Genomic DNA, 17,459 nt, shown 5'->3' with positions numbered 1-17,459 from the left:
GAGCGGGCTGGCGTGGGATGGCGCGGGATGGCCCGGGACACGCGGCCGGCAGGCCGGCGCCGCCTCGATTATCATCGGCGTTTTCCCGACTCGCGCCTGCCCTGCAGGCTCCGCCAATGTCCGACCTGTCCGCCTTCCCCATCACGCAGAAATGGCCCGCCGCGCATCCGGACCGCATCCAGCTGTACTCGCTGCCGACGCCCAACGGCGTCAAGGTGTCGATCATGCTGGAGGAGACCGGCCTGCCCTACGAGCCCCACCTGGTGCGCTTCGACAGCCAGGACCAGATGTCGCCCGCCTTCCTGTCGCTCAACCCGAACAACAAGATACCCGCCATCCTCGATCCCCACGGCCCCGGCGGCAAGCCGCTCGCGCTGTTCGAATCCGGTGCCATCCTGATCTACCTCGCCGACAAGGCAGGCCGGCTGCTGCCGCAGGAACCGGCGGCACGCTACGAGACCATCCAGTGGCTGATGTTCCAGATGGCCGGCATCGGGCCGATGTTCGGCCAGGTGGGCTTTTTCCACAAGTTCGCCGGCCGCGACTTCGAGGACAAGCGCCCGCGCGACCGCTACGTGGCGGAAGCGCGCCGCCTGCTGGGCGTGCTGGAGGAACGGCTGGCGGGGCGTGACTGGATCATGGGCGACGACTACACCATCGCCGATATCGCCACCTTCCCGTGGGTGCGCAACCTGGTGGGCTTCTACGAAGCGGGCGAGCTGGTGGGCTTCGCCGACTTCCCCAACGTCGCGCGCGTGCTGGCCGCCTTCGTGGCGCGGCCGGCGGTGGCACGCGGGCTGGAGATCCCCAAGCGGGCCTGACCCCGCCGCCTCGGCATGCCGGGGCTCAGGACGGCTGCGGTGCCGGCGCGGCGGCGGCCGCCCGCCCCTGCATCCGGCCCACGTCGGTGACGTCGGTGGCGCCGGCCGCGTGGGCCGCGCCGTGGCGCTCCCTGAGATGCTGGCGGAAGGCGGCCACGGACAAGGGCCGCGACAGCAGGAAGCCCTGCACCTCGTCGCAGCCGACGCTGGTCAGCGTATCGAGCTGGCTGCCGGTCTCGACGCCTTCGGCCACCACCTCCATCTGCAGGGCGTGCGACAGCGTGACGATGGCCGACAGCAGCGCCTTGCCCTCCGTCTCGTGCTCATCGAGTTCCTGCGTGAAGTAACGATCGACCTTGATCTGGCGTACCTTGAAACGCTGCAGGTAGGCCAGGCTCGAGTAGCCGGTGCCGAAATCGTCGATGGCCAGTTCGAAGCCGTGCGCGTGGAAGGCGCGGATGGTCTCGGCGGCACGTTCGGCGTTCTGCATCGCCACCGATTCGGTGATCTCGAACATCAGGCGCTGCGGCCGCACGCCCGCCGCGCGCACGATGGTGTCGACGCGCCCGGCCAGGTCCGGCACCTCGAACTGCGCCGCCGACAGGTTGATGGAAATCTGCACCGGCGGCAGGGCTTCGCTGTCCCAGTCGCGGATCCAGCGGCAGACCTCCCGGATCACCCACTCTCCCACCTGGATGATCTGCCCGGAACGTTCGGCGATCGGGATGAATTCCGGCGGCGGCACGTTGCCCAGCTCGGGGTGGTTCCAGCGGATCAGCGCCTCGGCGCCCGCCAGCGCGCGGCCGGCGATGCGGTACTTGGGCTGGAACACCAGGCTGAGGTGCCCCTCGTCCAGGGCCCGCTGCAGATCGCGCTGCAGCGTCAGGGTGCGCGCCGCGTCGGCATGCATGCCGACCTCGAAGAAGCGGTGCGTGTTGCGGCCGGCGCGCTTGGCATACTGCATGGCGGCATCGGCGGCCAGCAGCAGCGATTCGGCATCGCGCCCGTCGGACGGGCACAGGGCGATGCCCACGCTGGCGCTGACCCGCACGCGCACATCGTGCACCAGCGCGTAGCGGCCGAGCACCTGGCGCAGCGCCGTGGCGATCGCGGCGGCCTCGAGGCGGCCGGGCCGCGAATGCATCAGCACGCCGAACTGGTCGCCGCCCAGGCGCGCCACCACGTCGCCCTCGTGCGCCATCTCGCGCAAGCGCTGCGCGCAGGCCTTGAGTACGTCGTCGCCGACCGCGTGCCCCAGCGAATCGTTGATGGCGCGGAAATTATCCAGGCCCAGCACGAACAGCGTGGCGGCGTGCCCGGCGCCGGTGCGCGCCTCGATGGCCTGGCCGATGCGGCTGGCCAGGCGGATCGCGATCTGTTCGGCCAGTTGCTGGCGGTTGGGCAGGCCGGTCAGCATATCGTGCGTCCCCAGGTACTGCAGCTGCAGGCGGGCTTGCTGCAGCGCGCGCGTCAGCCGCCTGGCGCGCCGCCCCAGCAGCAGCATACCGGCCAGCGCCAGCGGGCAGGCGACGGCCGCGGCCGTGACCAGCCAGCGCGCATCCAGGCCGATCCGGCCCGGCAGCGCGCGCAGCATCGGCCAACCCAGGTGCCAGGCGCCGGTCACGGTGCCGCCCAGCAGCAAGGCGATGGCCAGCCGGCGCGACGGCAGGCGGACCCATGTCGCCCACCCCGCCCGCCTGGTGCCGGCACCGCGGACGCTGCCGGCAAGCTCGAGCGCCGCGTAGCATGCCAGCGAGGCCACGGTCAGCGACAACAGGACCGACAACGGAACATCAATGCCGATCATCAGCGGGCTCCCTCCGAAATGCGATGCGCAGCGGCGGCATGGATCGAATGACCGGGCCGTGCGCAGAGCATTCTTGCCTGACACGCCGATTGCAATTGATCCCCCGAAGGGGGGGGTGTCGCCTGCGCACCACAGCGGCACGCGCCGCGCCGCTGTGGTACCGTGGCCGCCACCGGACGCGCCGCCGGCCCAAGGCCGGCGCGCCCGGCATGTGCGCGCCCAGGCACGGGACCTCCCCGCGCCGGCGCGCCGCCTGCGGAGAATCGCCATGCATGACGAAGTCCGGTCCAACGGCAATCCGGGCCCCGACCCGGCCGGCGCCATTGCCGACTGGCATGCCCACGTCTATTTCGACGCCGCCAGCCGCGACGCGGCACTGGCGCTGCGCGCCGGCCTCGATGCGGCGTTCGGCGCGCGTATCGCGCTCGGCCGCGTGCACGATCGTCCGGTCGGGCCGCATCCTTGCTGGAGCTACCAGATCGCCTTCGCGCCGGACGTGCTGGGCGGGCTGGTGGCGTGGCTGGCGCTCCACCACGGCGCGCTGGACGTGCTGCTGCACCCGAATACCGGCGACGCGCTGCGCGACCATCGCGACCGTGCGCTGTGGTTCGGGCACAGCCACGACCTGGCGCTGCAGGCAGTCGGTGGGTAAGCGCGCCGTGCGACCCGCTATAGTGAAGTCTCCCCCCGCATGCCGACACCCCGAACGGCGGAAAGGAGAATCCTCATGAAGGCTCGCACCCACCGCGCCGCCATGGCGGTCCTGCTGGGCGCCGCCCTGCTCGCCGCGGGCAGCGCCCAGGCCCAGCTCGGCGACCTGCTCAACAAGGCCGGCGGCGGCTCCTCGTCCGGGACCGGCAGCCTGGGCAACCTCGGCGGCGCGCTGTCAGGTCAGTCGCTGGTCTCGGGCAGCACCGGCAACGTGGCCGGCCTGCTCGAGTTCTGCATCAAGAACAACTACCTGGGCGGCAATGCCGCCAGCTCGGTCAAGAACTCGCTGATGGGCAAGCTGGGCGGCTCCGCCGGGTCCGACAGCGGCTATTCCAGCGGCGCCAAGGGCATCCTCGACAGCGGCAACGGCCAGCAGCTCGACCTGAGCGGCGGCGGCCTCAAGGCCGAGATGACCAAGCAGGTCTGCGACAAGGTGCTGGCCCAGGGCAAGTCATTGCTCTAGGCCTGCGCGGCTCCGCGCTCCGCCGTCGGAGCCGGCAGCCCACTAGCCGGCAGCCCACTAGCCGGCTGTCGCGCCGCCGCTGGCAGCCGCCTCCATGCCGTTGCCCGGCCAGGTGCCGGGGATGCCGCCTTCGGCATGGACGGCGGCCAGCGCCTCGTGCATGGTGGCGAAGATGCGCGCCTCGCCGACCATGTGGGCGATGCCGTGCCGCACCATGTCGGCATGCAGGTAGTGGTTGACGCGCGCGAACAGCACCCGGACGCCCTGCTGCGCCAGCTGCGTGCACAGATTGCCGAGCGAGCGCCCGGCCGAATAGTCCAGGTCGGTGATGGCGCCGGCGTCCACCAGGAACCAGCGCACCGGCCGCGGCGCGTGCGCCACCAGCCGCCGCACCTCGCCGACGAAGGCGTTGTCATTGGCATAGAAGAGGTCCGCGCCGAAGTGGTAGACGATCAGGCCCGGGGCGGTCTCCCTGCCGGGCGCGGCCGGCATCGGCAGCCAGCGCCCGTCCGGCCCCGGCAGCAGCATGGTGGTGTGGGGCCGGTAGCTGTGGCGCACGTGGCGCAGCAGGGACAGCGCGATGGCCAGCAGGATGCCGTGCTCGACCCCCACCAGCACCACCGCGGCCGCGGTGACCAGCGCCAGGCGGAACTCGCCCGGGCTCTCGGCGCGGATCGCCCGCAGCTTGCCCACGTCGACCAGCCCGATCGCGATGGTGAACACCACGCCGGCCAGCACGCAGTGCGGCAGGTATTGCAGCCAGCCACTGAGGCACAGCAGCACCACCACCACCATGGCGGCGAACACCAGTTGCGCCAGCTGGCTGCGCGCCCCCGCCTGGTCCGCCATGGCGGTCTGGGTCGGGCTGCCGTTGACGACGAAGGTACCGCTCAGGGCAGCGCCGGCATTGGCGGCGGCCAGCCCGAGGATGTCGGCGTCGCCATCGAAGCGTTCGTCGTAGCGCTCGGCGAAGGCCCGCCCGGCAGCGGCGCTCTGCGCCACGATCATGACGAAGCAGGAGCCGGCCACCGGCACCAGCTCCAGCACTTGCTGCCAGCCCACCAGCGGCAGGCGCAGGGCCGGCAGCCCGCCGGCGACCGGGCCGATCACGGCGATGCCGCGGGCGGCGAAGCCGGTGGCGTGGCTGAGAGCGATGCCGGCAACCACCGCGACCAGCGCCACCGGCCAGCGCGGCACGTAGCGCTTGCCGAGCAGGATCGTAGCGACCACCAGCACCGAGATGCCCAACGTGGGCAGGCGGATCTCCGGCAGGTGGCGCAGCAGCGCCAGCACCTGGTCGGTCGAGCGTGTGGCATGGACCGCCAGGCCGAGCATGTCGCCCAGCATGGCGATGCCCACCTGCACGCCGACCCCGGCCAGGAAGCCGACCAGCACCGTGCGTGACAGGAAATCGGCCAGGAAGCCGAGGCGGAACAGGCGCGCCAGCAGCAGCAGCGCGGCGGTCATCAAGGCCACCATGCCCGCCAGCGCGGCGTACTCGGCGCTGCCCGCCGGCGCCATCGCGCCGACCTGGCCGGCCAGGATGGTGGCGGTGGCGGAATCGGCCGCCACCACCAGGTGGCGCGAGGCACCGAACAGCGCGAAGGCCATCACCGGCAGCACCGCCGTGTAGAGGCCGGCCACCGCCGGCATGCCGGCGATGCGGGCATAGCCGAGCAGTTGCGGCACGTTCATCGAGGCGAGCTGGAGGCCGGCCAGGGCATCGCGCACCACGCCGGCGCGGTCGAGCGGGCGCATGCCGCGCAGCAGGCCGGGCAGCCGCGCGGCATGCGCAGAAGGATCCCGCGCGGGTGGGCCTGGGTTCGGGGGCAGGGAACTGGACATGGAGGCATCCTGCGCGAGTGGGGGCGGGAGATCAAGCCTGCGCTTGATCGGCGGGCGGCCCGCCTGGACCGACCCGCTCAAGTCACCTTCGCCCAAGTCATCGTATCAGATGACATAAGGAGATTGCCCATCCCGTCCTCCCGCCCGGGGCCGCCACGCGCCGGGACGGCATGCCGATGCCTTTCCCCGCACCTGTCGCCGCCTGCGGGAAATCCCTGAAATTCCGTGAAATCCATACCAGTATTGGATCTGCATCCAAGCAACCGTGGCCCGCGCGCGGGCAGGCGGGCAAGGTCAGGCGTGCCCCGGTTTTTTACCTTATGATGTACGACAACATACAACAAAATCCTTGGAGACAGCACCATGCCTTCGAACCGCCGGCACTTCCTGCAGCAGCTTGGCGCCCTCGGCGCCCCCCCCTCCCTCGCCGCGCTCGGCAGCGCCACCCTGCTGGGCGCGCCGCGCACGGCCAGGGCCGCCGACTGGCCTACCCGTCCGATCCGCCTGGTGGTGCCCTACCCGGCCGGCGGCTCGTCGGACATCATCGCGCGCCTGATCAGCCGCCACCTGGGCGAAGCGCTGGGCCAGCCCATCGTGATCGACAACCGTCCCGGCGCCAACGGCAATATCGGCGCGGCCATGGTGGCGCAGGCCGGCGCCGACCACCACACGCTGATGCAGTGCGACGTCGGCGCCCTGGCCATCAGCCCCTCGGTCTACACCAAGCTCAGCTTCGATCCCGGCAAGGACCTGCGCGGCGTGGCCATGCTGGCCTATTCGCCGCACCTGCTGGTGGTCCATCCGTCCGTGCCGGCGGGCAACCTCAAGGAAGTGGTGGAACTGTCGCGGCGCACGCCACTGAACTTCGCCGTCACCGCGATCGGCAGCGCGCCGCACCTGGCCGGCGTGGCGGTGGCCCAGGCCACCGGCGCCAAGTGGCAGTACGTGCCCTACAAGGGCGGCTCGCAGGCCGTGACCGATACCGTCGCCGGCACCGCCCAGGTCCTGATGAACGGCATGCTGGCCACGCTGCCGCAGGTGCAGGCCGGCAAGCTCAAGCTGCTGGCCGTCTCCAAGAAGACGCGCATGCCCTTGATTGCGCAGGTGCCGACCATCGCCGAGCAGGGCGTGCCCGGCTTCGAGTCCGGCACCTGGCAGGGCGTGATGGCGCCGGCCGCGATGCCGGACGCGCTGGTGGCGCGCCTGTCCGCCGAACTGATCCGCATCATCCGCCTGCCGGAAGTGCGCGCCCAGCTCACCGCCCAGGGCGCCGAGGTGGTGACCATGACGCCGCCGGAAACCAACCGCTTCTTCGCCAGCGAACGGACGCGCTGGGCGGCCGTGGTCAAGGAAGGTGGCGTCCGCCTGGATTGAGCGGCAAGGCCGCCAGGACGGGACCTCGCCGGCGAGGATTCAGCGTCGCGGGCGTTTCCCGGGCACCGGCAGCCCCGCGAGCCCGGCCGCATAGGCGCGGCCCTCTTCCTCCATCCAGGCGATGAAGTGCGACTGCCGGGTGCGCGCCTCCTCGCGCGCCGGCCATACCAGCCAATAGGGATAGAAGTACGGCACGCGCACCGGCGTGACCTGCACCAGTTCGCCGGTGGCCAGCGCGTCGGCCACCAGGCTCAGGCGCTCCAGCGCCAGGCCCTGGCCCAGGCGCACCGCCTCCAGGATGAGGTTGGAATCGTTGATCCACAGCCCGCTGCCGGCCGGCGGCTCGGCCACGCCGGCGGCCTCGCACCAGCTCGCCCACGGCTCGGCGGAGCGGATCAGCGGACCGGCCATGGCCTCGCGCGCAGTGCGCGGCAAGCGCCCGCCGTGAAAGGCGGGCGAGGCCACCAGCACCAGCTCATCGTGCAGCCACTCGCTGTGCGACAAGCCCTCCCAGTCGCCGCGGCCGATGCGCACGGCGACGTCGGCATTGGCCTGGCGCATGTCCTGGATCTCCAGGCTGGCCTCCAGCCGCACGCGGTAGCGCGGGTGGCGCTGGCGGAAGCGCGGCAGCCGCGGCAGCAGCCAGTTGCGCCCGAAGGACGGCATCACCGCCACCACCAGCGTCTCGTCCTGGCCGCGCGTCTGCACCAGCCGCGTGGCCTCGCCCAGCTGCTGCAGCGCCGCGCGCACCTGCAGGGCATAGAGCCGCCCCGCCTCGCTCAGGCGCAGGCCGCGCCCGGCGCGCACGAACAAGGTCACGCCGAGCTGCGCCTCCAGCAGCTTGATCTGCTGGCTGACCGCCGAATGGGTCACGTGCAGCGCCTGCGCGGCCAGGGTCACGCTGCCCAGCCGGGCCACGGCTTCGAAGCTGCGCAGCGCCGGCAGGGGCGGCAGCGCGCTCATGCCAGGTAGGCGGCCGCCGGCCGCGTTGCTGGGTTCCGTCGAATCATCCTGTCACTCGGCCGGGCGTTGCCGCGCCATCGGTGCGTCCTGGTGGGCCATCCTGTCGGGCCATCCTGCTGGTCCGGCAGATCTGTTAGCGTTACTAACGGAAGCGCGGAAAACTTCTCGATTTTCCCGCCCCGCCAGGCGCGCTACAGTGTGCTGTCGCGCAACGCCGCAGCGCGGCGCAGCATGACCGGAACCGTAGCACAGGCTGGCGCCGGCGCCTACCGGCACGTGCTGCGGAGGGCGGCAGGCCAAGCTAGCCCGAGCGCTGGGCGGCGCGTCCCCACCATTAACCTGAACTGACGAACGAGAACGACTATGCAACTGATCGGCATGCTCGACTCCCCCTATGTGCGCCGCACCGCCATCTCGCTGCGCCTGCTGGGACTGCCCTACGAACACAAGCCGGTGTCGGTGTTCAGCACCTACGATGCGTTCCGCGCCATCAACCCGGTGGTCAAGGCGCCCACCCTGGTCTGCGACGACGGCCAGGTGCTGATGGACTCCACCCTCATCATCGACTACGCGGAGACCGTGCTGGCACCCGGCCGCAGCCTGATGCCGGCCGAGCCGCGCGCCCGCACGCGCGCGCTGCGCCGTGTCGGCCTGGCGCTGGCCGCCTGCGAGAAGGCCGTGCAGATCGTCTACGAACGCGGGCTGCGTCCCGAGGCAAAGCGCCACGCGCCCTGGCTGGAACGCGTCACCCAGCAGCTTCATGCGGCCTGCGCCGAACTGGAGGGCGAACTGCTGCCGGATGCGGGCCCCTTGCCGACGCCGGGGGATCAGGCGGGGGTGACCATTGCGGTGACCTGGCGCTTTATCCAGATGATGGTGGCGGATGTGGTGGTGCTGGCGGATTATCCGCTCCTCAATGGTTTTTCGTTGGAGGCGGAGGGGACGGAGGCGTTTTTGGCTGCGCCGGCGGAGTAGATGGGGGTTAGGGCAGGCTCTGGTGGCCTTGGCTGACGGCGTCGGTGGATCGTGGCAATGGCTTGTTTCGGTTCTCTTGATCTCGTGCTTGTCTTTGGGTGCTGTCGGTCTGCGGGGCCACGGCCTGTTTCGGCTTTCGTGATTTAGCGCGTGGATTCGGGGGGGTGTCGGTCTGCGAGACAACGGCCTGTTTCGACTCCCCCTGCGGGGGAGCCGACCTACTTTCTTGGTCTTGCCCAAGAAAGTAGGCAAAGAAGGCGCGCCGGGTGCGGCTCAAAAACCCCTCGCGTGCTGAGGCAAAGAGCGGCCGGGCCCCAACTCGGATCGCCTTAAGGCGATCCTCAGACAGGGGGCCCTCTAATCCGCTCTTTGCCTCAGCCCGCGAGGCGCCGCACACGGCAGGGAACAGACGCCACGCCTCGCTTCGCTTCGGGTGGGCTGTGTTCGGCCAACTGCTGGCCGAACACAAAGGCTCAGCAAACCTGGCTGTTATGCAAAAGTGAGCCCGCTCGCAGACCAACGGTTGGCCTTTCCCTCCCGTGTGCGGCGCCTCGCGAATTGGCCCCGGCCGCCGATGAAGCCCGTCCGCTGTCTGAGCGGCCGCAGGCCGCGAGTTCGGACGGGCGCGGCGGCCGGGGCCCATTCGCGAGGGGGGGGGTCGCCGCACCCGGGTCGCCTTTCTTTGCCTACTTTCTTTGGCGAGACAAAGAAAGTAGGTCGGCTCCCCCGCAGGGGGAGTCGAAACAGGCCGTTGCCCCGCAGACCGATGCCCGTGGAATCACCGACACCGCCAAACCACCGCAAACAATCAAGACACAAAATCCCTTAAGCCCCCGCCTCCCCCGCCCCACCCCCCAACGCATTCATCACCCCCATCAACTGCTCCCGCAACCACCGGTTAGCCCCATCATTCTCCCCACCCGCATGCCAGTAGAGATGCAGTTCCAGCGACGGCACCTTGAACGGCAGCGTCAGCAAGCGGTTGGCATAGGGCTCGTTGGCAATGCGCGCATAGCGCAGCGGCAATGTCGCCAGCAGGTCGGTGCAGCTCACCACGCGGCAGGCCGCGGCGTAGTGCTGGCAGCGCAGGCGTACACGCCGGGTCAGGCCCATGCGGTGCAGCGCCTGGTCTTCCAGCCCGGCGCCGCGCCGGCGCGAGGAGACGTGCACGTGCTCGGCGGCGAGGTAGCGTTCCAGCGTCAGTTCTTTCTTGACCAGCGGGTGGTCGCGCCGTGCCAGCACCACCATCGGGTCGGCCATGAAGGGGGCGTGGTGGATGGCCGGCGACACCGGCAGCAGGATGTCGATGGCGGCGTCGAGGGTGCCGGCCAGCAGTTCCGACTCCATCTCGCGCCGGTCGAAGCGGATCGCCGCAATCTCGACCTGGGGCGCGGCAGCGGTCACGCGCGCCATCAGCGGCGGCAGCAGCGTGGATTCCAGCGCGTCGCGCATGCCGATGGTGAAGCGCCGCACCGTGGCGGTCGGGTCGAAATGGGGGGTGTCCTGGAGAGTGCGCGCGAACGATTGCAGCGCGCCGCGCACTTCGGAGGCCAGCGAGCGCGCCAGCGGCGTGGGCGCCATGCCCTGGCCGCGCCGCTCGAACAGCGGGTCGTCGAACAGCGTGCGCAGCCGGCCCAGCGCGTGGCTCACGGCGGGCTGCGTCAGGTTGAGCTGGCGCGCGGCCGCGGTGATGCTGCCTTCGCTGTAGATGGCGTCGAACACCACGAAGAGGTTCAGGTCGATACGGGAGAGCTGCATGGCGTCGATTCTGGCATGGAATGCAGGATATTGATACTGACAAATCGAGAAAATTCATTTCCCTTATTAACCCGATTCCGATACAGTGTTTCCAGCCGGCACGGACCGTGCCCTCCGGCGCCTCGCCATCGCGCGTGGCGCCGGCCATTTTCTGTGGTTGTGAGGAGACCCCCATGGAGTTCGATTACTCGCCGAAGGTCAAGGAACTGCAAGCCAAGCTGCTGGCCTTCTTCGACAAGCACATCTACCCGAACGAGAAGCGCTTCTACGCCGAGATCCAGGCCAACCGCGAAGCGGGCAATGTCTGGGTGCCGGTCAAGCTGATCGAGGAACTGAAGCCGCTGGCGCGCGAGCAGGGCCTGTGGAACCTCTTCCTGCCGCGTTCGCCGCGCGCCCCGCAGGGCCTGTCGAACCTCGAATACGCCCCGCTGTGCGAGATCATGGGCCGTGTGCCCTGGTCGGCCGAGGTGTTCAACTGCGCCGCGCCTGACACCGGCAATATGGAAACCCTGGAGCGCTATGCCTCCGAGGAACTGAAGGACAAGTGGCTGGAGCCGCTGCTGGCCGGCGAGATCCGCTCGGCCTTCCTGATGACCGAGCCCGCCGTGGCCTCGTCGGACGCCACCAATATCGAGTGCCGCATCGAGCGTGACGGCAACGAGTACGTGATCAACGGCACCAAGTGGTGGTCGTCGGGCGCCGGCGATCCGCGCTGCAAGGTCTACATCGTGATGGGCAAGACCGATCCCGAAGCCGGCCGCCATGAGCAGCAGTCGATGATCGTGGTTCCGGCCGACACCCCGGGCATCACCGTCAAGCGCTTCCTGCCGGTGTTCGGCTACGACGACGCCCCGCACGGCCACATGGAGATCGAGCTGAAGAACGTGCGCGTGCCGGTCGGCAACATCCTGCTGGGTGAAGGCCGCGGCTTCGAGATCGCCCAGGGCCGCCTCGGCCCGGGCCGCATCCACCACTGCATGCGCAGCATCGGCGTGGCCGAGCGCGCGCTCGAGCTGCTGTGCCAGCGCGCCCTCAAGCGCGTGGCCTTCGGCAAGCCGGTGGCGGCCCAGGGCGTGACGCGCGAGCGTATCGCCGAGGCCCGCTGCGAGATCGAGATGGCGCGCCTGCTGACGCTGAAGGCTGCGTACATGATGGACACCGTGGGCAACAAGATCGCCAAGGCCGAAATCGCGATGATCAAGGTGGTGGCGCCGAACATGGCGCTCAAGGTCATCGACTGGGCGATCCAGGTGCATGGCGCCGCCGGCGTGTCGGGCGACACCCCGCTGGCCAACTGGTGGGCGCACCAGCGCACGCTGCGCCTGGCCGACGGTCCGGACGAGGTGCACCGCAACGCCATCGCCAAGCTGGAGCTGGCCAAGCACATGAACCTGAACCCGAACGAGATCGACATGCCGGTCACGCGCGGTTTCTGAACCCGCTTGCCACCGCGCCGGCGGCCGCCCTCGTGCGGCCCTGCTGGCAACATGGAAAACGCGCAGCCCGTCTGCGCGTTTTTTTCTTCTGTGCTTAAATCGCCCGGTTCGCCACGTCGGCGGTCGATGTGGCATGCGCAACGATCACAGCCAGGAGCCCTTTCCCGATGATCGACGTCTACACCTGGGCCACGCCCAACGGCCACAAGGTTCATATCATGCTGGAGGAGTGCGGCCTGCCCTACCGCGTCCACCCGATCAATATCGGCGCCGGCGACCAGTTCGGCGAGGACTTCCTCGCCATCAGCCCGAACAACAAGATCCCGGCCATCGTCGATCCCGACGGCCCGGACGGCGAGCCGATCTCGCTGTTCGAGTCGGGCGCCATCCTGGTCTACCTGGCCGGCAAGACCGGCAGGTTCCTGCCCGAGGACGTGCGCGGCAAGTACGATGCGCTGCAGTGGCTGATGTTCCAGATGGGCGGCGTCGGCCCGATGCTGGGCCAGGCCCACCACTTCCGCATCTACGCGCCGGAGAAGATCGACTACGCCATCCAGCGCTATACCAACGAGGCCAAGCGCCTGTACGGCGTGATCGACAAGCAGTTGTCCAGGCATGAATGGCTGGCCGGCGACCAGTACTCCATCGCCGACATCGCCACCTTCCCCTGGCTGCGCAGCTGGCAGAACCAGGGGGTGGAACTGGACGAGTACCCGCACCTGAAGCGCTGGTTCAACGTCATCGCCGAGCGTCCCGCGGTCAAGCGCGGCGTGGAGGTGCTGTCTGCTCAGCGGCGCGCGCTGCAAGACGATGCCAAGGCGCGCGAGGTCCTGTTCGGCGCCACGCAGTACCAGCGTCACTGATACCGGCGCCACCGGTACCGGCACCACCGGGCGCGGCACCCGGGAGTTCGTGCCGGCCCCGGTCCGCTCAGGCCGCCGCGCGCCACGCCGGCGGCTGCAGGCCGCACAGCAGCCCCGCGGGTTCGCTCAGGGCCTCCAGGCGGTAGCGCTCGCCGGCATCGGGGGCATAGGCCATGCCGGGCTGCAGGTAGGCTTCCTGCACCGGCGCCGCGTCCTCGCTTCCCGCCGCGAGCGACCACCAGCGCAGGCGCAGCACCCCGCGATAGCACACCGCCCAGCGCAGGCCGTGGCGCGCCAGCGCCTCGGCCCAGCCCTGCTCGTCGCGGCGCACGGCGGCCAGCGCGGCGTGGCGGCCCGGCACGCCATCGCCGCCGGCGCGCAGGGTCGCCGCATCGAGCGTGATGACAGCCTCGTCGGCACGCAGCAAAGCGCCGTCCTGCCAGGAAGCGGCCCGCTCGCGCGCGGCCGGCGCCGCCCCCTCCAGCGCCGTGCACACCAGCACGCTGTCCAGCAGCGCGCATACCCGCAGCGTGCCACCTCCGGGCGGCATGAACAGGTCGCCGGCACCGAGCAGCACGATGCCGTCCTCGCCCGCCAGCGACAGCGCCAGCGCGCCGCGCAGGCAGGTCCAAAGCTGCGCTCCCGCCACCGCGACGCCCTGCTGCGTCTCGCCCTCGCGCAACAGCACGCAGTCCGCGCCGCCGCCACCGAGGCCGTCGAAGTCGTCGGGCAGCAGCCGCGCGTGCAGGCCGAGGCCCGGGCCCACGGCTTGCCCGGCCTCGCTGAACGGTGAGTCGAAGAGGGAAAAGACTTGCATCGCACGCTCCTCGCAGAGCCGGTCCGCTCAAGTTCGCGCCGGCTGTAACCGATAGTGCGTGACACTATAAGTTGTCGCCCTGGCAAGGTCAAACCCTTAGCCTCTGACCGATTCCATTTCTGCCTGGACCATGGTCAGCACTCCCCTGAAGTTATTCGGACAACAACTTGCAATGCTGAGAAAGCAGCGAGGCTGGTCTCAGGAGAAGCTGGCATTGGAGAGTGGATTGGCTCGTTCGTACGTCAGCGGAATCGAGCGCGGTGTGCGGAATGTGGCCTTGATCAATATCTGCGCGCTCGCCGACACGCTCGGCGTACCACCTGGCGAGCTGATGCGCTTCGGCGAGGCGCCGGCCAGCGAACTGCTGCTGGAGCAGAAGCGCACGCCCTTCCGCAGCGGCAAGAACCCGGCCCAGCAGGCCACGCTGCGCTATATGACGACGCTGTCGGACAGCGAACAGGACGTGGTCGCCGCGGTCGCGCGCGCCCTCGCCAACAAGGGCGGCGCGCGCTGAAGCGCGCCGCGCCTTCCCACCGGCCTGCCCTACCCCTTCCTCCCGGCGGCAAACGCCCGCGCTCAGGCGTCCTGCACGGCCTGCGCCCGGGCTTCGGCATCGCGCAGATGGCGCGCGAAAGTCGGCGCATCGAGATTGGAGCCGCACACGATCAGCGCTACGCGCTTGCCGCCCAGCTCCTCGCGCAGCGGTCCGAGCAGGGCCGCGGTCGAGGCCGCGGTGGCGGGTTCGGTGGCCAGCTTCACGTCGCGGTACAGCGCGTGCATGGCCGCGCGCAGCGCATCGTCGCTGACGCGCACCATGGCATCGACGAAGCGGCGGCACACGCCGAAGCTGTAGGGCAACGCATAGGGCGCGCCGAGGCTGTCGGCGATGGTCTGCACGCGTTCGAGCCGCTGCGGCGAGCCGGCCTCGAAGCTGCGCGTCATGGCGTCGGCCCCCTCGGGCTCGACGCCGTAGACGCGGCAGGCTGGATTGATCTGCTTGACCGCGGCGGCGATGCCCGCCGCCAGGCCGCCGCCGCCCACCGGCACCACCACCGCATCGAGGGACGCGACCTGGCGCATCAGTTCGAGTCCGACGGTGCCCGTACCCTGGGCGATCAGCGGGCCATCATAGGGATGGACCATGGTGCGCCCCTCCTCTTCCACCAGTGCATCGGCACGCGCGAAGGCTGCGTGCACGTCGGGCAGCAGCTCCACCTGCGCGCCCCAGGCCCGGCATGCCTCGACGCGCGCCGGGCTGGCGCCGGCCGGCATCGCCAACCGTGCGCTGACGCCGGCCACGCGGGCGGCATAAGCCACCGCCATGGCATGGTTGCCGGCGCTGGCGGCGACCACGCCGCGCGCGCGTGCCGGCTGGTCAAGCTGCAGGATGCTGTTGAGCGCGCCGCGCAGCTTGAAGGTGCCGGTGAGCTGGAACAGCTCCAGTTTCAGCCAGACCTCGGTGCCGGGCCGCAGGCGGCCGGGCAGTTCGCCGGCCTGCCAGGGCCAGACCGGCGTGGACAGGACCTTGCCTTGCAGGCGTGCCGCGGTGGCCTCGATCTCGGCCAGCGTGGGATAAGGGGCGTACAGGTGGGCGAGCGTGCTCAGCAGCTCGAGCGGGTTGGACATGGGACTCTCCATCGGCGCGGGCGAGACAGCAGGCGGCACGGCCGCCGTAGCTGCCGCACCCGCTGCGCCCGCAATCTTCGCAAGATTCGGATCGCCGGCCGGCACGCTGCCGGCTGGCCGCAAGCGGCGGCGCGGCGCCGCCTGGGCGCGCGCAGCCGGGACTGGGGCCACCAAGCACCGGCCGAAGCCGCAGCTCAGCGACCCGAGATAATTCGGATGATGGAGAGGGGGGTGGAACGCGCGAGGGAGCGCGCCAGGGAGGCGCCGCCCGCGCACGGGGCGGCGGCGATACTGGCCGGGTGCTCAGCCGGGAGCGCCGCAACCGCACGGCCGTACACACCGGCACCGGTAACGGTGGCGGCGCGACAGGCGGAAAGGGCGGTCGGCATGGCTGGCATAGCTCAGCAGTATGCCAAAGCATGCGCCGCGCTGGCAAGCACGGCGTGCCCTGCCAGGCGGCTAGATGCCCAGCAGTCCGGCGCGTTCGATGAAGCGGATCACCTCGTCCAGCCCCTGCCCCGACTTGACGCTGCCCATCACGAAGGGCCGCTCGCCGCGCATCTTGCGGGCGTCGCTCTCCATGACTTCGAGCGAAGCGCCGACATAGGGCGCGAGGTCGGTCTTGTTGATCACCAGCAGGTCGGACTTGGTGATGCCCGGCCCGCCCTTGCGCGGGATCTTCTCGCCGCCGGCCACATCGATCACGTAGATGGTCAGGTCGGACAGCTCCGGGCTGAAGGTGGCCGCCAGGTTGTCGCCGCCGGACTCGATGAAGACCACGTCGGCGTCGGGAAACTTCGCCAGCATGCGGTCGACCGCCTCCAGGTTGATCGAGGCGTCCTCGCGGATCGCCGTATGCGGGCAGCCGCCGGTCTCCACGCCCATGATGCGCTCGGCCGGCAACGCACCTGAGATGGTCAGCAGGCGCTGGTCTTCCTTGGTGTAGATGTCGTTGGTGATGGCGACCAGGTCATAGCGCTCGCGCATGGCCTTGCACAGCATCTCGAGCAGGGTGGTCTTGCCGGAGCCCACCGGGCCGCCGACGCCGACGCGCAGCGGCGGGTTCTTCTTGGTTCGGGTAGTCATGATGGTTTCGTTTGGCGATTCGAATGAGAGTCCGGGCAGGGGCCTGGTGACGGACGCCTGCCTTCAGGAGCGGAACAACCGGGAATACTGCGTCTCGTGGCGCGCCGACAGCAGGCCCAGCATGGGCGAGAAGGTCGACAGCAGCGGCGGCTCGGCGCCCGCGCGCCGCTGCGCCTCGGCCACCGTCGCCAGCACCGTCGCATGCAGGCGGCGCAGGATGTGCTGCCCCGCCACCTGGCCGAGCGGCACCGCCTTGAGCGCCGCCGCCACCTGGTTCTCGGCCCAGTTGAAGCAGTAGGCCGCCAGGCCGTCGCCCTCCTCCACCTGCAGCGCCACGCAGGCCGCGGCGAAGGCCGTCGGCAGGCAGGCCGGCGCCAGCGCGGCCAGGCCGTCGCGCAGGGCCAGGTCACCCCAGCCCATCTGCCCCAGCAGGCGCGCCAGCGACCAGCCCATCTGCTCGGTCTCCAGCCTCAGCTCGGCGGTCTCGCGGGTGGCATGGAACCAGTCGTTCCAATGCCGCACCGCGGCCAGGTCGCCGGCCTGCCAGGCACGATGCAGCAGCAGCCACAGCGGCGCCTCGCACTGCGACTGCACAGACAGCAGGTTGTCGCGGATCCAGCGCTCGGCGCTGTCGGCATCGCGCACCATGCCGCAGTCGATGGCGGCCTCCAGGCCCTGGGAATAGCTGAAGCCCCCGATCGGCAGCGCGGGAGAGGCGAGGTGGAGCAGGGAGAGGAGTTGGGGGAGTGCGGTCATGGTTCGCCGGCTCTTCGTTGGCGCACGGGAAGATCATCGCCGCGCCGCTCTACCGGGCGCCCGCCCTCACCCCCAGCCCCTCTCCCGCATGCGGGAGAGGGGAGCTTCGGTGCGCTTACGTTGTCGGCCGGATTCGGGCGGCTTCGCGCGCCGGACGA

At 70.3% G+C, this 17,459-nt stretch carries 16 protein-coding genes; 8 read left to right on the top strand and 8 right to left on the bottom strand.

Features of this window, described 5'->3' with window-relative positions:
* The first annotated feature begins 116 nt into the window (after positions 1-116).
* Entirely contained in the window at positions 117-821 is a 705-nt protein-coding gene (locus BKK80_RS07550; protein WP_071011989.1) for a glutathione binding-like protein, read from the top strand.
* A 25-nt stretch (positions 822-846) separates the two neighbouring features.
* Here the strand turns inward: BKK80_RS07550 and BKK80_RS07545 are convergent, their stop codons facing one another.
* Positions 847-2,628 carry a putative bifunctional diguanylate cyclase/phosphodiesterase gene (locus tag BKK80_RS07545; RefSeq protein WP_071011987.1) on the bottom strand — a complete coding sequence of 594 codons (1,782 nt, stop codon included), beginning with the start codon at positions 2,626-2,628 and terminating at the stop codon, positions 847-849.
* A 268-nt stretch (positions 2,629-2,896) separates the two neighbouring features.
* Here BKK80_RS07545 and BKK80_RS07540 point away from each other — a divergent pair, with 268 nt between their 5' ends.
* The gene (locus tag BKK80_RS07540) at positions 2,897-3,280 is read left to right on the top strand and encodes a DOPA 4,5-dioxygenase family protein (protein ID WP_071068802.1); all 384 of its coding nucleotides are present in this window, start codon (positions 2,897-2,899) and stop codon (positions 3,278-3,280) included.
* A 75-nt stretch (positions 3,281-3,355) separates the two neighbouring features.
* Positions 3,356-3,802, top strand: a complete 447-nt coding sequence (locus BKK80_RS07535) for a DUF2501 domain-containing protein (RefSeq protein WP_071011983.1) — start codon at positions 3,356-3,358, stop codon at positions 3,800-3,802.
* Between the two features lie 57 nt (positions 3,803-3,859).
* Here BKK80_RS07535 and BKK80_RS07530 read toward each other — a convergent pair whose 3' ends face one another.
* On the bottom strand, positions 3,860-5,560 hold the full coding sequence (locus BKK80_RS07530; protein WP_071070747.1) for a SulP family inorganic anion transporter: 1,701 nt from the start codon (positions 5,558-5,560) through the stop codon (positions 3,860-3,862).
* 450 nt (positions 5,561-6,010) lie between these two features.
* Here BKK80_RS07530 and BKK80_RS07525 point away from each other — a divergent pair, with 450 nt between their 5' ends.
* Positions 6,011-7,021, top strand: coding sequence for a Bug family tripartite tricarboxylate transporter substrate binding protein (locus tag BKK80_RS07525; protein ID WP_071068801.1), 1,011 nt, complete (start codon positions 6,011-6,013; stop codon positions 7,019-7,021).
* A 39-nt stretch (positions 7,022-7,060) separates the two neighbouring features.
* Here the strand turns inward: BKK80_RS07525 and BKK80_RS07520 are convergent, their stop codons facing one another.
* Positions 7,061-7,984, bottom strand: coding sequence for a LysR substrate-binding domain-containing protein (locus BKK80_RS07520; RefSeq protein WP_071068800.1), 924 nt, complete (start codon positions 7,982-7,984; stop codon positions 7,061-7,063).
* 363 nt (positions 7,985-8,347) lie between these two features.
* Between BKK80_RS07520 and BKK80_RS07515 the strand changes: the two genes are divergently transcribed.
* Entirely contained in the window at positions 8,348-8,959 is a 612-nt protein-coding gene (locus BKK80_RS07515) for a glutathione S-transferase family protein (protein WP_071068799.1), read from the top strand.
* An 825-nt stretch (positions 8,960-9,784) separates the two neighbouring features.
* Here BKK80_RS07515 and BKK80_RS07510 read toward each other — a convergent pair.
* Complete coding sequence (locus BKK80_RS07510) at positions 9,785-10,717, bottom strand: LysR family transcriptional regulator (RefSeq protein WP_071011976.1); 933 nt, start codon at positions 10,715-10,717, stop codon at positions 9,785-9,787.
* A gap of 173 nt (positions 10,718-10,890) precedes the next feature.
* Here BKK80_RS07510 and BKK80_RS07505 point away from each other — a divergent pair, with 173 nt between their 5' ends.
* Positions 10,891-12,153 (top strand): acyl-CoA dehydrogenase family protein, encoded by a 1,263-nt coding sequence (locus BKK80_RS07505; RefSeq protein WP_071011974.1) that lies wholly within the window; start codon positions 10,891-10,893, stop codon positions 12,151-12,153.
* A 167-nt stretch (positions 12,154-12,320) separates the two neighbouring features.
* Complete coding sequence (locus BKK80_RS07500; RefSeq protein WP_071011972.1) at positions 12,321-13,016, top strand: glutathione binding-like protein; 696 nt, start codon at positions 12,321-12,323, stop codon at positions 13,014-13,016.
* A 67-nt stretch (positions 13,017-13,083) separates the two neighbouring features.
* Here BKK80_RS07500 and BKK80_RS07495 read toward each other — a convergent pair whose 3' ends face one another.
* Positions 13,084-13,833: a hypothetical protein gene (locus BKK80_RS07495; RefSeq protein WP_071011971.1), complete on the bottom strand. Its 750-nt coding sequence runs from the start codon at positions 13,831-13,833 to the stop codon at positions 13,084-13,086.
* Between the two features lie 130 nt (positions 13,834-13,963).
* Here BKK80_RS07495 and BKK80_RS07490 point away from each other — a divergent pair, with 130 nt between their 5' ends.
* Positions 13,964-14,347: a helix-turn-helix domain-containing protein gene (locus BKK80_RS07490; RefSeq protein ID WP_071011969.1), complete on the top strand. Its 384-nt coding sequence runs from the start codon at positions 13,964-13,966 to the stop codon at positions 14,345-14,347.
* 62 nt (positions 14,348-14,409) lie between these two features.
* On the opposite strand, the gene BKK80_RS07485 is transcribed toward BKK80_RS07490, so the two are convergent.
* The 3 genes from BKK80_RS07485 to BKK80_RS07475 all read right to left on the bottom strand — a co-directional run bounded on the left by BKK80_RS07485 (position 14,410) and on the right by BKK80_RS07475 (position 17,301).
* Complete coding sequence (locus BKK80_RS07485; RefSeq protein ID WP_071068798.1) at positions 14,410-15,459, bottom strand: threonine ammonia-lyase; 1,050 nt, start codon at positions 15,457-15,459, stop codon at positions 14,410-14,412.
* 459 nt (positions 15,460-15,918) lie between these two features.
* Complete coding sequence (gene ureG / locus BKK80_RS07480; RefSeq protein WP_197523969.1) at positions 15,919-16,548, bottom strand: urease accessory protein UreG; 630 nt, start codon at positions 16,546-16,548, stop codon at positions 15,919-15,921.
* A 60-nt stretch (positions 16,549-16,608) separates the two neighbouring features.
* Entirely contained in the window at positions 16,609-17,301 is a 693-nt protein-coding gene (locus BKK80_RS07475) for an urease accessory protein UreF (protein WP_071068797.1), read from the bottom strand.
* Positions 17,302-17,459: the final 158 nt, after the last annotated feature.

Source organism: Cupriavidus malaysiensis (assembly GCF_001854325.1).
In the GTDB taxonomy this organism is placed as follows: Bacteria; Pseudomonadota; Gammaproteobacteria; order Burkholderiales; family Burkholderiaceae; genus Cupriavidus; species Cupriavidus malaysiensis.
The sequence above is the reverse complement of the archived record's forward strand: the minus strand, read 5'-3'. Positions and strand labels throughout refer to the sequence as shown.

What these genes read in the sequence shown, in the direction of transcription:
- BKK80_RS07475 (WP_071068797.1), bottom strand. Translation starts at nt 17,301, where the DNA reads ATGACCGCACTCCCCCAACTCCTCTCCCTGCTCCACCTCGCCTCTCCC.
- BKK80_RS07500 (WP_071011972.1), top strand. Translation starts at nt 12,321, where the DNA reads ATGATCGACGTCTACACCTGGGCCACGCCCAACGGCCACAAGGTTCAT.
- BKK80_RS07505 (WP_071011974.1), top strand. Translation starts at nt 10,891, where the DNA reads ATGGAGTTCGATTACTCGCCGAAGGTCAAGGAACTGCAAGCCAAGCTG.
- BKK80_RS07530 (WP_071070747.1), bottom strand. Translation starts at nt 5,560, where the DNA reads ATGCGCCCGCTCGACCGCGCCGGCGTGGTGCGCGATGCCCTGGCCGGC.
- BKK80_RS07535 (WP_071011983.1), top strand. Translation starts at nt 3,356, where the DNA reads ATGAAGGCTCGCACCCACCGCGCCGCCATGGCGGTCCTGCTGGGCGCC.
- BKK80_RS07510 (WP_071011976.1), bottom strand. Translation starts at nt 10,717, where the DNA reads ATGCAGCTCTCCCGTATCGACCTGAACCTCTTCGTGGTGTTCGACGCC.
- BKK80_RS07540 (WP_071068802.1), top strand. Translation starts at nt 2,897, where the DNA reads ATGCATGACGAAGTCCGGTCCAACGGCAATCCGGGCCCCGACCCGGCC.
- BKK80_RS07490 (WP_071011969.1), top strand. Translation starts at nt 13,964, where the DNA reads ATGGTCAGCACTCCCCTGAAGTTATTCGGACAACAACTTGCAATGCTG.
- BKK80_RS07520 (WP_071068800.1), bottom strand. Translation starts at nt 7,984, where the DNA reads ATGAGCGCGCTGCCGCCCCTGCCGGCGCTGCGCAGCTTCGAAGCCGTG.
- BKK80_RS07485 (WP_071068798.1), bottom strand. Translation starts at nt 15,459, where the DNA reads ATGTCCAACCCGCTCGAGCTGCTGAGCACGCTCGCCCACCTGTACGCC.
- BKK80_RS07545 (WP_071011987.1), bottom strand. Translation starts at nt 2,628, where the DNA reads ATGATCGGCATTGATGTTCCGTTGTCGGTCCTGTTGTCGCTGACCGTG.
- BKK80_RS07525 (WP_071068801.1), top strand. Translation starts at nt 6,011, where the DNA reads ATGCCTTCGAACCGCCGGCACTTCCTGCAGCAGCTTGGCGCCCTCGGC.
- BKK80_RS07515 (WP_071068799.1), top strand. Translation starts at nt 8,348, where the DNA reads ATGCAACTGATCGGCATGCTCGACTCCCCCTATGTGCGCCGCACCGCC.
- BKK80_RS07550 (WP_071011989.1), top strand. Translation starts at nt 117, where the DNA reads ATGTCCGACCTGTCCGCCTTCCCCATCACGCAGAAATGGCCCGCCGCG.
- BKK80_RS07495 (WP_071011971.1), bottom strand. Translation starts at nt 13,833, where the DNA reads ATGCAAGTCTTTTCCCTCTTCGACTCACCGTTCAGCGAGGCCGGGCAA.